Below are 13,915 nucleotides of genomic sequence, written 5' to 3'. Positions count from 1 at the left end.
GGGGCCACCCGTCGTCCCCGGGGCGGCGGCCACCTCCTCGCACCGCGCGGCCCCCGGCGGTCACTCCCCCGGTCCCCTCACCCACTCCCCCACAGCCACCCCCACATCCCGCACCCCGCGCCCGGTGGTGGAGAACTCCCGCTCCACCACCCCCCGCAGCTCCCCCGCGTCGGCGACCGCCTCGGCGATCTCGTCCGCCGCCCACCCACGGGCCGTGAGACGCGCCCGCCGGTCGCCGTCGGAGCAGTCGAGGCGTGCCCAGTCGGCGTCCGGCAACCCGGCGATGCCCTTCCCCGCGTCGGCCCATTCGTCCGGCGTCAAGGGGCACAGGACCAGCACCGGCCCACCCCCGCGGAGCAGCAGCGCGGTGATCCGCAGCCACAGCCGGTTGTAGGCCGGCCAGGCGGAACTCGCCGCCGGGGACGCGATGTCGATGCCCAGCACACTGCCGTCCGGCTCCAGCAGTTCATCGAAGTCGACGGCGGCGAAGGGATACGTCCGCAACTCCTCCGCCAGCGCGGTCTTCCCGGCACCCGGGGCACCGGTGACCACACACAGTCTCGCCACGCCGATCGCTCCTCTCCTGCGGACGGTTCTCCCGCGCACGGTGGCGCGGCGGACGGCCCGCACCACAACCCCGGTGGTACGCCAGGGCCGTACATCCGCAACCCATGGCGTACCCAAGTGTCCGCCATGGGCCGTCGCGCCGACGGGCACCGCACGGCGACTCTGCTGCCATGAACACACTTCCCAGGCCCGCTCTCCCCCTGTCACAGCGGGTGCGTGGCCTGAACTGGACCCTGGTCGGCGTACTGACCGCGGTCGCGCTGGTCCGGCCGCTGTTCTCGGTGGCCGGCCTCAGTGACGTCCTCGGGAAACCGGCCACGCCGCTGATCCTCACGGCGGGCATCTCCCTCACCTGGATCCTGGTGGTGGGCCTGCGCCGGGACCTCGAACCGCTGCTGACCCTGATCGCGGCCGGTGTCGTCTACGCCCTGGCCGTGACCGTGCTGAGCGCCATCCTCTCCCCACTGATCCTGGGCCGGCTCGAAGGCCCGCTGGCCCGCCCGTACGCGATCGTCCCGCTGCTCCTCACCCACATCATGTGGGGAGCGGTCTGCGGCGCCCTGGCACTCGCCGTACGGAGCCTGCGGGGCACCGCGGACTGAGCCTGCCGATGGATGGCCGCCGACCCACGGCACACTGTGCGCATGGCAGGGAGCGAGCGGGCGGCGGGTCGTCGTCGGATGCCGGGTGGGGTGGCGGGGTGACCTGGACCGAGCGGGTGGTCGTCCGGGACGACGGGGTGCGGCTGGTCTGCCGGGACTGGGGCGGGGCCGGGCCGGCGGTGGTGCTGCTGCACGGGCTGGCCGGGCACGCGGGGGAATGGGACGCGCTGGCCCGGCGGTTGAGCGGCGACCGGCGGGTGGTCGCGGTCGATCAGCGCGGGCACGGCCGGAGCGAGCGGGTGCCCCGGGAGGTGTCGCGGGACGCGTTCGTCGCCGATGTCGCCGCGCTGCCGCGTGCGCTGGGCCTTGAGCCGCCCGTCGTCCTGGTCGGGCAGTCGCTGGGCGGGCACACCGCGATCCTGACCGCGGCCCGGCATTCCGGACTGGTCCGTGCGCTGGTGGCCGTCGAGGCCGGGGCGGGTGCCCCCGACCCGGACGGCGCGGCCCGGATCGGCCGGTGGCTCGACTCCTGGCCGGTCCCCTTCCCCGACCGGGCCGCCGCCGTCCGGTTCTTCGGCGGCGGCCCGGTCGGGGAAGGCTGGGCGGGCGGACTTCAGGAGCGCGACGGCGGGTGGTGGCCCCGCTTCGACCGGGACGTGATGGTCCGCGCACTGGCGGATACGGCCACGCGCTCGTTCGCGTCCGCGTGGGAACGCGTCGACTGTCCCACGCTCCTCGTCCTGGCCCGGTCGAGTTTCCTCGCCCCGGCGGAGATCGACGAGTTGCTCCGGCGGCGCCCGCCCACGCTGTCCGTCAGCGTTCCCGGCACCGGTCACGATCTGCATCTCCAGCGGCCCGGCACCCTGCACGACCTGATCGTCCGGTTCCTGGCGGACTGCCCGAGCGGACGGGGCGCGTGTTCCTTCGACGGCGGCCCCGGTTCCCCTCATTGACGTCGTCCGGGCGGCGGCCACACCGGACCAGTGCCGCTTCGCTCCCCCGGCAGTGGACGGACGTCACCGGGCAGCTGAGCGCCACGTGGTCAGGGCGGGGGTGGGTGTGGCCGTCTTCCGACGGCCGCTGGAGCGACCACACCACACCAACCACTGCATGCCCGGTCCGTGAGGACAGTCGTCGTTGTCAGTGGCCCGCGACGACCCCCGACAGTTCATTGGTGCTCTTGGGCAGGGTCACCGAGGTGGTCGTCTTCCCGGCGTCCAGATCGACGGCGTGCAGGGCGTTCTTGCCGGGTTCGGAGACATAGGCGGTGTGGCCGCGCACGAACAGGGTGGGCCGGGCCTGCTGCCAGTCCAGCGGTTCCTGCCAGGCGTCCACGACCGGGATCTCCCGCTCCACCTCACCGGTCGCCGGGTCGATGACGTGGAGCGCCCCGTCGGTGCCCAGTACCAGCGCCTCGCCGTCCGGGCCCCGGCCCAGCGAGCGGAAGGAGTAACTGGTGCCCAGGTCGACCAGGCGCAGCTCGGCCCGCTCGGTGTCGATGAGGGAGATCCGGGTCGGGCGCTCCAGCTCGGCGTCCGGGTCGGTCTTGTAGTCGCCGAGGAGGATCGGGGAGGCGTCGCTCCCGGCCTGGTTGCCGATCCGGCCGTAGTCGTCGGGAGCGTCGACCTTGGTGAACTCGCCGTCCCGGTAGATCAGGACACCGTCCTCGCAGCCGACGGCGACGGCCTCGCCCTGGGCGGCGGCCTCGCCATGGACGCCGGGGCAGTTCTCGGCGCGCGCGACTTCCTGGTCGTATCCGTCCACGACGAGCGCGCCGGTGCGCTGCTCCTCGGTGCCGAGGGTGGTGAGGAGTTCACCGCTGCTCAGCTCGACGGCGACGCCGTGGTGCGGTTCGGCGGTGGTGTAGGTACGGCCCTCGGGCTTCTCGCCGCCGCTCAGCTCGGCGGGGTCGAACACGGTGACCTCGCCGGTGCCGTCGGTGAACAGCACCGTACGGCCCGCGTGGCGGACGACATGGCCGGGCTCTGCCCCCGGGTACTCGATGCCGGTGAAGGTCTGCTCGGTGGCGTTCAGGACGCGGAAGCCGGCGTCGGTGGAGACGATGACGTGGTCCTGGTCGCCGGCCGGGTTGACCCGGTTGAAGCCGGGCAGCTCGATGGTGCCGGTGAGCTTGAGGGTCTCGCCGTCGAGGAGGTAGAGGCCGCCGTCGAAGGTGGCGACGAGGGCGTTCTCGACCGCTTTCGCGGGGGCGGCGGCCGTCGTGCCCGGCGGGTCCCCGGCGGACGAGCCGTCGCCCGCGCAGGCGGTGAGGGCGGCGGACACCGCGAGGGCGAGTGCCGTACCCGTGAGGGCTCTCGCGCGCCTCGGCCGCGGCGACGGTATGGACTGGTGGGAGGAGTTGAGTGTGTTCACCGGTGGGTTCCTTTCGCTGCCGCCCGGTCGGCGGCATGGGTGACGGGACGTCCGGCCCGGTCGGCCGACGTCCAGGAGGGGTACAGGGGCGTGTAGGAAGAGCAGGTGTACGGGGGGGGCTCAGCCGCCGGTCGGACCGCCTGTCGGACCGCCTGTCGGACCGCCTGTCAGTCCCTCGGTCAGGGCCGTGGTGTTGGCGCGCATCATCCGGAGATAGGTGTCGGCGCCCTCGCCGGGCGCGGTCAGTGATTCCGAGTACAGCTCGACGACCGCGACCCGGCCGCCCAGTTCGTCGCGGAGCACCTCCGCGAGCCGGGTGGGCTGGGAGGAGTCGGCGAACACCGTGCGCACCCCGGCCGCCTCCATGGCCTGGGTCAGCGAGCGCAGATCGGCGGAGCTGGGTGAGGCGAGGGTGGTGCCGCTCGGGATGACCGCGCCGATCACCCGGAAGCCGAACCGGTCGGCGAGATAACCGAAGACATGGTGATTGGTCACCAGGGCACGGCTGTCCTCGGGGATCCGGTCGAAGGATGTCTCCATCCAGGTGGTGAGGTCGGTGAGGTGCCGGTCGTAGCGGTCGGCGTTGGCGCGGATCGCGGTGGTGTCCACGCCGTCGACGTGCTCGATGACCTGGTCGGCGATCAGTCCGCTCGCCGTGCGCATCCGGTCCGGGTCGGTCCAGAAGTGCGGGTCGGGCCGCCCTTCCTCGCGGTCGTCGCCGGTCCGGAAGGTGAGCGGGGAGACCGCGGCGCCGACCTCGATGGCGGCCACGCCGGACTCCCGTGCGGCCGACACATGGCGGAGCACGTTCTCCTCCAGGCCGAGCCCGTTGAAGACGACCAGATCCGCCCGCTCCAGCTCGGCGGCCTGCACCGCCGACAGCCCGAAGGAGTGCGGGTCCGCGTTGGGTTTCATCAGCACGGTGACCTGGGCCTGGTCACCCACGATCTGCCGGGTGACATCGCCGAGGATGTTCGTGGTGACCACGATCTGCGGCTGCTCGCCCGCGGTGCCGCAGGCGGTGGCGGCGGCGACCGTGACCAGCGCCACGAGAACCATCAGCAGTCTGCGCAGCCGCGCGGCCGCGACCCTCGTACGCCTTACCCACCCCACGCGTCGTGTGCTCATCGTCCGGTCTCCGCCATCAGGTGCGGCTCGATGTCCAGGTCGAAGGAGCGCGCGATCCGCAGGCTGTCGTTGTAGTCGATCTCGAACACCCGCTTGCCGTAGGGGTCGTTGACATAAGCCCGGCTGCGGTCGACGTCGATCACGGGTGCGGCTCCCGCCCCTTGCTCGCCGGTCAGCAGCGGCTCGGTGCGGGCGATCTGCTCCCCGGTGCCGATGTCGTAGCCGCGCAGGGTCCCGTCGCTCTCCAGGACCAGCAGCGGCGAGCCCTCCCCGGCGGTGTTGGCGGCGAGGACCGGCCCGGTCTCCACCCGCGTCCAGGTCCGCTCGCCGACGTCCAGGACCCATACGGCGTCGTCCCCGGCCGGCGCGGTCAGCGTGTCGCTGCCGGGGCGCCCCCGGAACCCGCCCGCCCGCTCCCCCTCGGGGACCTCGGCACCGTACGGAATCTCCTCGACGGTGAAGACCCCGTCCCGCTCGTCTATCAGCAGGGCCCCGTCGGCACATCCCAGCACCACGCCACGCCCGGTGACGGCATCACCCCGCGGCGCCGCGCACTCCGCGTCCGGTGCCACGACCCGCGCACCCTCCCGATCGAGCACGACGAGCCGCGCCGCACCACCCGCGTCCGCCGCCAGCCCCACCAGATGCTCCGCGTACGGTACGAGGGCTCCGGTGTACGTGCCCGGCAGCGCGCGGGCGTCACCGATCCCGGCCGCCTCCAGCGCGGCCCGTTCGTACAGCGCGGCCCGGCCCGCGGCGTCGGTCACCACGGTCACGGTGGCGTCGCCGCGCACCTGTGCCGTGTGGTCCGCGGGGAGTTCGCCGACGTCCTGGATCGGCGCCCGGTAGTAGTGGACGTGGTCCCCGTGGTCGACCGTCCAGGCGCCGCCGTCGAGGACATGGGTGGTGCGGGCGGTGTGGAGGTACCCGAACCGCCCGTCCGTGCCGATCCGGACGGCGTCCGTCACCGGAGCTGTCTCGTGCACCTCGCCGGTGACGAGGTCGAGGACCCTGGTGTCACCGCCGCCCGGGTCGTTGAGGAGCAGCCGGGCCTGCTGCTCGGCGGCCTCCTGGGCTCCCTCCACATAGCCGTGGGGGGTGATGGACGCGGAACTGGTCTCCCTGGGCTCCGCGTTGCGCTTGTCGGTGTCCGTCCGGTGCGCACAGCCGGTGAGGAGCATGGCGGCGAGCGTGGTGACGAGGAGGGCGCTGAGTGGCGGGATGCTGAGTGGCGGGGCGGCCGAGGGCCGTGAAGTGACGTTTCGTCGGATGGTCAAGACGATGGCCTCGGACTTCCTTCTTCGTTGACTTCGTTTGGATTCATCAGTCGGTCCCGGATCCCCGCGCCCACGTGGGAGAGGAAGAAGACGGCCACCGCGAGCGCCGAGACGGTCGCTCCGGCGGCGGTGCCCAGATGCCAGGACAGGAGCAGCCCCCCGAAGGTGGCGGCGACGCCGGTCAGCGCGGCGAGGGCCATGACCGCGCGGACGCTGTGCGCCCAGGGCAGTGCCGCCGCGGGCGGGGCGATGAGCAGGCCGAGGACCAGCAGGGTGCCGACGATATGGAAGGAGGCGACGATCGCGAGGCCCAGCAGGGCGAGCAGCACGGCATGGGCGAGCCGGGGTCGCAGCCCCAGCGTCCTGGCCTTGCGCGGGTCGAACGCCAGGGCCAGGAACGCCCGATGACCGAGCACCGAGACGACGAGCGCGGCGAGCAGCGCCACCGCGAGCAGGATCAGGTCCTGCGCGCGCACCGCGAGGACGTCGCCGAACAGGAAGCCGGTCAGATCCACCGCGAAGGACTGCGAGCGGGACACGATGATCACGCCGAGCGAGAGCATGCCGACGAACAGCAGGCCGATGCCGGTGTCCTGGGACAGCCGTGGCACCCGCCCCAGCGCGGTGACGCCCGCGGTCATCACGGCCGCGCTGAGCACCGCCCCCACCAGCAGATTTCCGCCGAGCAACGCGGCAAGCGCGACTCCCGGCAGCAGTCCGTGGGACATCGCGTCGCCGAGAAAGGCCATGCCCCGCAGCACCACCCAGGTCCCGGCGAGCGCGCAGATCGCGGACACCAGGATTCCGCCCCACAGGGCGCGCTGCACAAAGGCCACGTCGAACGGGGCCGTCAACCACTCCATGCGGCGGACACTACAATGGAAACCATGTTCAATAAAGCAGCCAGTCCGGCCGCGCGGCAGGGGGACCCGGCCGTGCACGCCACGCTCACGAACCTCTGCGCGGGCTACGGCGCTCGCCCCGCCCTCCACCAACTCACCGCCGAGATACGGGCGTTGTCGATGACCGCGCTCGTCGGCCCGAACGGCAGCGGGAAATCGACGCTGCTCGGCGTGCTGGCCGGTGTGATCCATCCGACATCCGGAACGCTCACCCTCCGGGGAGAACGGCCCCCCGCGTTCGTACCGCAGCGCGCGGCCGTGGGTGACGCGCTGCCGCTCACCGTGCGGCAGACGGTGGAGATGGGGCGCTGGGGCGAGCGGGGCCCCTGGCGCCGGCTGACCCGGCAGGACCGCGCGACGGTGGACCACGCCCTGGACCGCCTGGGCATCGGCAGGCTCGCCGCCCGCCAGCTCGGCGAGCTGTCAGGGGGCCAGCGCCAGCGCGCCCTCATCGCCCAGGGGCTGGCCCAGGACTCCGACCTGCTCCTCCTCGACGAACCGACGACCGGGCTCGATCCCGAGGCCAGGGACCGGATCGCCGCGCTGCTCACGGAACTCGTCACCGACGGGGTGACGGTCGTCCAGGCCACCCACGATCTGACCGCCGCCCGCGCGGCCGACTCCTGTCTCCTGCTCCACGACGGGCGCCTCGTGGCACGGGGCCACCCCGATCAAGTCCTCACACCGACGGCACTCGCCCGGCTCTGGCAGCCGGTGTGACGTTCCTCCGCACTGCGATGTGGAGATCCCTCGTTCCCGTCCGCAGATCGTGGCGCTCTGTGTCACCGTGGTGGCCCAGCGGGGGCGGCGGGAACGGGAGGAGAGCGTGATGAGCCGGGGAACTCGGTGGCTGGTGGCGGGCGGGGTCACGGCGACGGCGTTCGCCGTTCCGACCTTGGTGTGCGGGGCGTGGGTGCTGCCCGCGCTGGTGGCGGACGCGGGCGCCCGCTGGGGCGTGGCCTCGGCGCTGGGCGCGGCCGTGGCGGCACTCACGGTGCTGTGGGGGCAGGGGTTCGCCGCGACCGGGGGTGGACGGACGGCCCCGGTCCCGGGGGCGGCGACCGTCCATGCCTCGGGGGTGCGGGCGGTCGCGGTGGGTGGGTCGGTGCGGGGGGACATCTCGACCGGGGACGGGGGTGGACGGGGGGCCGCGCCGTCGTCCGCCGGGCCCGCGCCCGCGCCGGACGGGGACGGGGGCGTACCCGCGGCCCTGCCGCCGGACCCCGCGAGTGCCGTGCCCGGGTCGGTGGTCGCCTCCGGGGAGCGGTCGGTGGCCGTCGGGGGTGGGGTGGCGGGTGCCATCTTCACCGGGGACCGGACGGAGGGCGGGTCCGGTACGTGAAGCGGCCGTTCAGCCGTGGCGATCGTGCGCCGCGTTCCTGGGGACGGCGAACACCGGTGACCACACGACCGGCGCGGACCGCACAAGACACCTCGCCGGAATCGCGCCTACCCCGCCCGCCCACAGCCGTCCGCGTCATTGTCAGTGGCGCCTCGTACAGTCGGCGCATGACTGATCGTGAGAGTTTCGCCCCCTTGGTGTTCTTCGAGTACGACCACAAGCCCGGGTCCTACTGTCTGATGCTCAGTGACAGTCACATGGTCGAGGTGGACGACGTCTTCACCGAGTGCGAGCAGTACGGCAGTGGTTACGGGTGGGAAGGCGTGGCCAGATCGGCCGTGCGTGAGCGGGCGCCGGAGCTGGCGGGGCGGTTCGGGTACGACAGTGAGGCGGGGATGTTCGTCGCCTACGGCGAGGACCCGGAGGCGCTCGGACGTCTGGGCGCGCTGCTGCGCGAGGCGTTCGGCGACCGGGTGTTGCTGAAGGGGCTGATCGAGGCCGGGGATCCCGACTGGTTCGACTGAGGGTCACGCGATCCCGGCCCGGCCCCGGGGTGGTCCTCGGTCATGGTCCCGGGTCGGTCTCCAGCTCCGGTGGGGTCAGCACCCGTGGGGTCAGGCCCAGGGAGCGGACGTGCCGGGCGATGTCGGCCAGCGGGGCGACCCAGGTGTCGCCGGTGGCGATGATGCGCTCGATCAGGGTCTCCAGGGCCGCCGCGCGGGAGGGGCGGCCGGACAGGAAGGGATGGTTGGTGAGGACGAAGCAGCCGCCCTCGCGGTGCATGGCCTGGAACTCCAGGGTCCACATCTCCAGCACCTTGCCAGGGCTCTCGATCAGACCCGTGCCGGAGATACCGGGCAGAAAGCAGTACTGCTCCCAGTCGTCGAGCGCCCACTGGATGGGGATCTCCACGAGCGAGGTGCCGTCGGCCACGGCCAGTTCGTACGGCACGTCGGCGTCCATGAGGCTGGAGTCGTAGAGGAAGCCGCGCTCCTTGAGCAAGCCGGGGGTGTGGTAGCTGAGTTCCCACATCGGGGCCCGGTAGCCGACGGGCCTGATGCCCGTCACCGACTCCAGGGCCGCCAGGCCCCGGTCGAGGAATCCCGCCTCGGCCTGCGCGTCGACGCTGGTGAGCAGTTCGTGGAGATAGCCGTGATGGGCGACCTCATGACCGGCCTCCGCGACGGACCGCACGACATCGGGGTAGCGCAGCGCGGTCCAGCCGGGGACGCAGAACGTGGCGCGGATTCCGTGCCGGTCGAGGATGCGCAGCAGCCGTGGCACTCCGACCAGCGGGCCGTACGACTGGTGGGTCATGACGGACATGCGGTGCCGGGCGGCGGGGTGTTCGTGCAGGACGGCGGACTCGGCGTCGAGGTCGAAGGTGAGGGCGGCGGCGGCCCGGTGGCCGGCGGGCCAGGTGACCGGCTCGGCCGGCCGGGTCGGCGAGATCATCGGGGCGTCCTTGCGCAGAGGGACACATACTCGTAGGCGAGGTTGGCGGCGGCGACGCTGGTGATGTCGGCGTGGTCGTAGGCGGGGGCGACCTCGACGACATCGGCGCCGACCAGGTCGAGTCCCTTCAGTCCGCGGACGATGCCGAGCAGTTCCCTGCTGGTCAGTCCGCCGGCCTCGGGGGTTCCGGTGGCCGGCGCGTGGGCGGGGTCCAGGACGTCGATGTCCACCGAGAGATACAGGGGGGCGTCCCCGATCGTCTCCCGCAACTGGCCCACCACATCGGCGACCGTCAGCGTCTCGAAGTCGGCGCAGTGGAAGATCCGGAAGCCCAGTTCGGCGTCGTCGGTCAGATCCGCCGGGTCGTACAGGGAGCCGCGGATGCCGACGTGGGCGCTGGCGTCCGGGCGGAAGAGGCCCTCCTCGGCGGCACGCCGGAAGGGTGTGCCATGGGTGAGGGGGGTGTCGTAGTAGGTGTCCCAGGTGTCGAGGTGGGCGTCGAAGTGGACGAGGGCGACCGGGCCGTGGACGCGGTGCATGGCGCGCAGCAGGGGGTAGGCGATGCTGTGGTCACCGCCCAGGGTGATCAGCCGCGCCCCGTCGCGTATCAGGTCGTGGGCGCTCTCCTCGATCTCCTTGGCGGCCTGGGTGATGTCGAAGGGGTTGCAGGGCAGGTCCCCGGCGTCGACGACCTGCTGGTCGCGGAACGGCATGACGTCCAGGCGCGGGTTGTAGGGGCGCAGCAGGCGGGATGCCTCGCGGATGGCCGAGGGGCCGAAGCGGGCGCCGGGCCGGTAGGTGACACCGGCGTCGAAGGGGGCGCCGGCGATGGCGACGTCGTAGCGGGGCACGTCCTCGATGCGGGGGAGCCGGGCGAAGGTGGTCAGTCCGGCGTAGCGGGGGCTGACCTGTCCGTCCACGGGGCCTACCGGCTCGGGGCGGGTGTCGGGGCTCAGGCTCGGCATCGGGTGCTGCCTCCGTTGATCTGCAGGGTCTGGCCCGCGAGCGAGCCGAGGGTGAAATCGGTGAGATGGGCGACGGCCGAGGCGATCTCCTCGGGGCGGCCGATCCGGCCGAGAGGGATGCCGTCCGCGTAGTGCTGGTGCATGGCTTCGAGGGGGATCCGGGCGTCGGCGGCGTCCACGGCGAGCTGGGGGGTGTCGGTGACGCCCGGGGCGATGGCGTTGACCAGGATGTTCTCCGGGGCCAGTTCCCGGCCCAGGCTCTTGACCAGGGCGATCAGTCCGGCCTTGGAGGCGGCGTAGGCGCTGGCACCCGGCCAGCCGGTCACGCCCCACTCGGAGGAGATGACGACGATCCGGCCGCGGCCGAGGCGGCGCATGCCCGGCAGGACGGCCTGGACGAGATGGAAGGTGCCGCTCAGGTTGGTGTCGACGATCCGCCACCAGTCCTCCTCGTCGTGGTCGAGGAAGGAACCCATGGTCATGTAGGCGGCGTTGCACACCAGGACGTCGATGTCGCCGACGGTGTGGCGCAGTCGGTCGACCATGGCGTGCACCTGGTCCCGGTCGGCGACGTCGGCGGGCGCGGCCACGGCGTGCGCGGCGCGGGTCACGGCGTCCAGGTCGGGGGTGTGCGCGCGCCCGTTGACGGCGACGCGGGCGCCGTCGTCGGCGAGGCGCAGGGCGATGGCCCGGCCGATGCCCTGGGTGGCGCCGGTCACCAGGGCGAACGGCGAGCGGGACGCGGTGAGGTCGGACGTCGTCAGCGGACCGCTGCGCATCGGGTCCCCGCTCATCGGACCGCTGCTCATCGGATCGCTGCGCAGGGGGTCGCTGCTCATCGGGTCACGGCTCATCAGATCACGGCTCCGGAGTTGGGCGAGATGACTTCCCCGGTGCAGAAGGTGGCCTCCTGGAGGAGGTAGCGCGCGGTGGCCGCGATCTCCTCGGGCCGGGCGAGCCGCCGGGTGGGGAGGGTCGCCAGGTAGGCGGGGTCGCGCCAGGGGGAGTCCGGGGCGAGCAGGGGGGTGTCGGTGGGGCCGGGTGCCACCGAGTTCACGCGGATGTTCCGCGGCGCCAGTTCGGCGGCGAGGCTGCGGACGAGGCCGATGATGGCGCCCTTGGCGGCGGCGTAGTGGGCCTCGCCGTCGCCGCCGCCGATGGCCAGTTCGGAGGAGATGGCGACGATGCTGCCGCCGCCCCGCTCGATCATCGAGGGCAGCGCGGCGCGGGTGGCGTTGAAGAGCCCGCCGAGGTGGACGCGGAGCATGCGCTGCCACTCGTCGGGGGTGATGGCCTCGACGGGGGTGATCGCGTAGTGCCCGGCGGCGGTGACCAGTCCTTCGATCGGGCCCAGTTCACGGTGGACGAGACAGACGGCCTGGCGGACCTTCTCGGCGTCGGAGACATCGGCCACCAGGGACAGCGCAAGGTGGTCGTCGATGACGGGCTGGCGGTCGATGCCGGCGACCTGCCAGCCGTGGGTGTGCAGTTCCTGTGCGATCCGGGCTCCGATACCGCTGCCGGCACCGGTGACCACGGCGATCCGGGGGTGGTTCATCTTCCTGCCTTCTGAGAGGTGCGAGAACGGGTGGGGCGGTCGGCTCGGCGCTGCCGTCCACGGAGGCCGGGTGCGGCGGGGCGGGGCCGACCAGGAAACCTCTCGCTACGGATGCGGTGCCGCGTCCGGCGCCGGCGGTGCCGTGGCCGCGAGGCGGCTGGCCAGCGGGGGCTTGATCCGGTTCCGTACGATCGCGTAGATCACGGCGCCGGCGACGGCCAGCAGACCGGTCGTCAGGATCATGCTCCAGCGCAGGTACCAGGTGTCGCCCATGGACGCGCGGGGCCAGGCGATGTTAATGGTCTGGGCGACGGCCCACAGCGCCGCTACCACGGTCACCGGCATCCCCCACCGGCCGAGGCTGAACGCGCCGGGTTTCCACTTGCCGGTGAGCCGGGCGATCAGGGCGGCGATCACGGGCACGGCGAAGGCGATCTGGAAGCCCATGGTGGTGAAGTTGACCAGAACCCGGTAGAGGTCGGAGCCGGCCAGCAGGACCAGGATCGCGGCGACCACGCCGGTCAGGGCAATGGCGTTCACCGGCAGCCGCTCCGGGCCCGCGAGCTTGACCAGGAACTTCGACCCGGGCAGCGCGTTGTCCCGCGCCGAGCCCCACAGACAGCGGGTGACGGCGGCCTGGACGGCGAGGAAGCTGGACAGGAAGCCGATGACGAACATGATCAGCAGGGGCCGGGCGATCCCGGAGCCGAGGGCGCTGACCAGGGTGTGGGTGACCGGGTCGCCGGTCTTCTCGGCCATGACCTGGTCGAGGTTGGGGATGGCGAGGATGACGGCGACACTGGAGTACATGACGATCGCGGCCACGCAGAGCAGCGACAGGATGATGGCCTTGGGCACATTGCGCTCCGGCTCCTCCACCTCCTCCGCGATGGAACCGGCGGCCTCGAAGCCGACGAAGGACCAGCCCACGTAGGCCATGGCCACCAGCAGCGGTCCGCCGACCCAGGTACCGAGGTCCTGGGTGCCGAAGCCGTCGAACAGGACGTCGATGGGGTTCACCCGGTGGAAGATCAGCAGGATGGTGCTCAGCCCGACGGAGCCGACGACCTCGCAGATGATGCTCGCGATCACCATGATCTTGAGGATCCGGCGGCCCACCATGTTCGCCAGGCTGCCCACGGCGAGGATGCCGATGGCGGTGGCGACGGTGAGCGCCTTGCCGTGCTCGTCGACGCCGACGGCCGGGAGCAGGAAGCCCGCGGCGCCGTAGGCGAGGGTGGACAGCGCGATGGTGAGCCCCCAGGTGTAGGCCCAGGCCGCGATCCAGCCCCAGGAGGCGCCGCGCAGATGGCGGGCCCATTGGTAGACGCTGCCCGCGTACGGCCAGCGGGAGGCCAGCTCGCCGAAGACGAGGGCGATCATCAGCTGCCCGGCCAGCACGATCGGGAAGGCCCAGAAGAACGCGGGGCCCGCCGCGAACAGCCCGAGTGTGAAGATCGCGTACAGCGCGACGATCGGCGACACATCGGCGAAGGCCAGCGAGAACGCCGAGCGGAAGCTGAAGCCGCGTTTCAGCGTGCTCACCCCCGCGGGGCCGCCCGAGGGATCGGCGCCGCCCGCGGGGTGTTCCGCGACTGGAGGATTCGACATGCGCCCGCTCCTTACCTGGCCCCTGGCGGGGTGATGAGGCATCGTCCGCCCTGCGCGAGCGAACTTTCAGGGAGTCTGCGTCGCCGGTACTCCCAGATCTACCGAGCGAAGACCACAATCGCCACTTGCCCTTTG

General features: G+C 72.4%; 15 protein-coding genes. 5 read left to right on the top strand and 10 right to left on the bottom strand.

Translation table 11 applies throughout. From position 1 onward, the window contains the following. Positions 1 to 60: 60 nt before the first annotated feature. Positions 61 to 567, bottom strand: a complete 507-nt coding sequence (locus ACFRFC_RS37220; RefSeq protein WP_383112696.1) for an AAA family ATPase — start codon at positions 565 to 567, stop codon at positions 61 to 63. A 170-nt stretch (positions 568 to 737) separates the two neighbouring features. On the opposite strand from ACFRFC_RS37220, the gene ACFRFC_RS37215 reads away from it, so the two are divergent. Together ACFRFC_RS37215 and ACFRFC_RS37210 are read left to right on the top strand one after the other, a co-directional pair. Further along, on the top strand, positions 738 to 1,169 hold the full coding sequence (locus tag ACFRFC_RS37215; protein WP_382693394.1) for a hypothetical protein: 432 nt from the start codon (positions 738 to 740) through the stop codon (positions 1,167 to 1,169). Positions 1,170 to 1,267: 98 nt separating this feature from the next. After that, a complete protein-coding gene (locus ACFRFC_RS37210) occupies positions 1,268 to 2,122 on the top strand; it encodes an alpha/beta fold hydrolase (RefSeq protein WP_382693396.1) in 855 nt (284 codons plus the stop codon). A 187-nt stretch (positions 2,123 to 2,309) separates the two neighbouring features. On the opposite strand, the gene aztD is transcribed toward ACFRFC_RS37210, so the two are convergent. From aztD to aztB, 4 genes are all read right to left on the bottom strand, one after another. Next, positions 2,310 to 3,512 (bottom strand): zinc metallochaperone AztD, encoded by a 1,203-nt coding sequence (gene aztD / locus ACFRFC_RS37205; protein ID WP_382693457.1) that lies wholly within the window; start codon positions 3,510 to 3,512, stop codon positions 2,310 to 2,312. A 150-nt stretch (positions 3,513 to 3,662) separates the two neighbouring features. Beyond that, positions 3,663 to 4,670, bottom strand: a complete 1,008-nt coding sequence (aztC, locus tag ACFRFC_RS37200) for a zinc ABC transporter substrate-binding protein AztC (protein WP_382693399.1) — start codon at positions 4,668 to 4,670, stop codon at positions 3,663 to 3,665. Beyond that, on the bottom strand, positions 4,667 to 5,947 hold the full coding sequence (locus ACFRFC_RS37195) for a hypothetical protein (RefSeq protein WP_382693401.1): 1,281 nt from the start codon (positions 5,945 to 5,947) through the stop codon (positions 4,667 to 4,669). The genes aztC and ACFRFC_RS37195 overlap by 4 nt, the downstream gene beginning before the upstream one ends. Then, positions 5,944 to 6,810 carry a zinc ABC transporter permease AztB gene (gene aztB, locus ACFRFC_RS37190; protein WP_382693403.1) on the bottom strand — a complete coding sequence of 289 codons (867 nt, stop codon included), beginning with the start codon at positions 6,808 to 6,810 and terminating at the stop codon, positions 5,944 to 5,946. The genes ACFRFC_RS37195 and aztB overlap by 4 nt, the downstream gene beginning before the upstream one ends. A 15-nt stretch (positions 6,811 to 6,825) precedes the next feature. On the opposite strand from aztB, the gene aztA reads away from it, so the two are divergent. From aztA to ACFRFC_RS37175, 3 genes are all read left to right on the top strand, one after another. Continuing rightward, positions 6,826 to 7,569 (top strand): zinc ABC transporter ATP-binding protein AztA, encoded by a 744-nt coding sequence (gene aztA, locus ACFRFC_RS37185; protein ID WP_382693405.1) that lies wholly within the window; start codon positions 6,826 to 6,828, stop codon positions 7,567 to 7,569. A gap of 109 nt (positions 7,570 to 7,678) precedes the next feature. Beyond that, on the top strand, positions 7,679 to 8,191 hold the full coding sequence (locus ACFRFC_RS37180) for a hypothetical protein (RefSeq protein WP_382693407.1): 513 nt from the start codon (positions 7,679 to 7,681) through the stop codon (positions 8,189 to 8,191). Positions 8,192 to 8,358: 167 nt separating this feature from the next. Then, a complete protein-coding gene (locus tag ACFRFC_RS37175; protein ID WP_382693409.1) occupies positions 8,359 to 8,715 on the top strand; it encodes an immunity 51 family protein in 357 nt (118 codons plus the stop codon). A gap of 40 nt (positions 8,716 to 8,755) precedes the next feature. Here the strand turns inward: ACFRFC_RS37175 and ACFRFC_RS37170 are convergent, their stop codons facing one another. The 5 genes from ACFRFC_RS37170 to ACFRFC_RS37150 form a co-directional block, all read right to left on the bottom strand. Then, entirely contained in the window at positions 8,756 to 9,646 is an 891-nt protein-coding gene (locus tag ACFRFC_RS37170) for a polysaccharide deacetylase (RefSeq protein ID WP_382693411.1), read from the bottom strand. Continuing rightward, positions 9,643 to 10,611, bottom strand: coding sequence for an agmatinase (gene speB / locus ACFRFC_RS37165; protein ID WP_382693413.1), 969 nt, complete (start codon positions 10,609 to 10,611; stop codon positions 9,643 to 9,645). The genes ACFRFC_RS37170 and speB overlap by 4 nt, the downstream gene beginning before the upstream one ends. Next, positions 10,599 to 11,450, bottom strand: coding sequence for an SDR family NAD(P)-dependent oxidoreductase (locus tag ACFRFC_RS37160; protein WP_382693416.1), 852 nt, complete (start codon positions 11,448 to 11,450; stop codon positions 10,599 to 10,601). Before ACFRFC_RS37160 ends, speB begins: the two co-directional genes overlap by 13 nt. Positions 11,451 to 11,464: 14 nt before the next feature. Further along, positions 11,465 to 12,169: an SDR family NAD(P)-dependent oxidoreductase gene (locus tag ACFRFC_RS37155; protein WP_382693418.1), complete on the bottom strand. Its 705-nt coding sequence runs from the start codon at positions 12,167 to 12,169 to the stop codon at positions 11,465 to 11,467. A gap of 105 nt (positions 12,170 to 12,274) precedes the next feature. Further along, a complete protein-coding gene (locus ACFRFC_RS37150; protein ID WP_382693420.1) occupies positions 12,275 to 13,780 on the bottom strand; it encodes an amino acid permease in 1,506 nt (501 codons plus the stop codon). Positions 13,781 to 13,915 lie beyond the last annotated feature (135 nt).

It is taken from the genome of Streptomyces sp. NPDC056734 (assembly GCF_042790455.1).
GTDB lineage: Bacteria > Actinomycetota > Actinomycetes > Streptomycetales > Streptomycetaceae > Streptomyces.
This window is presented reverse-complemented; position numbering and strand designations above follow the sequence as displayed.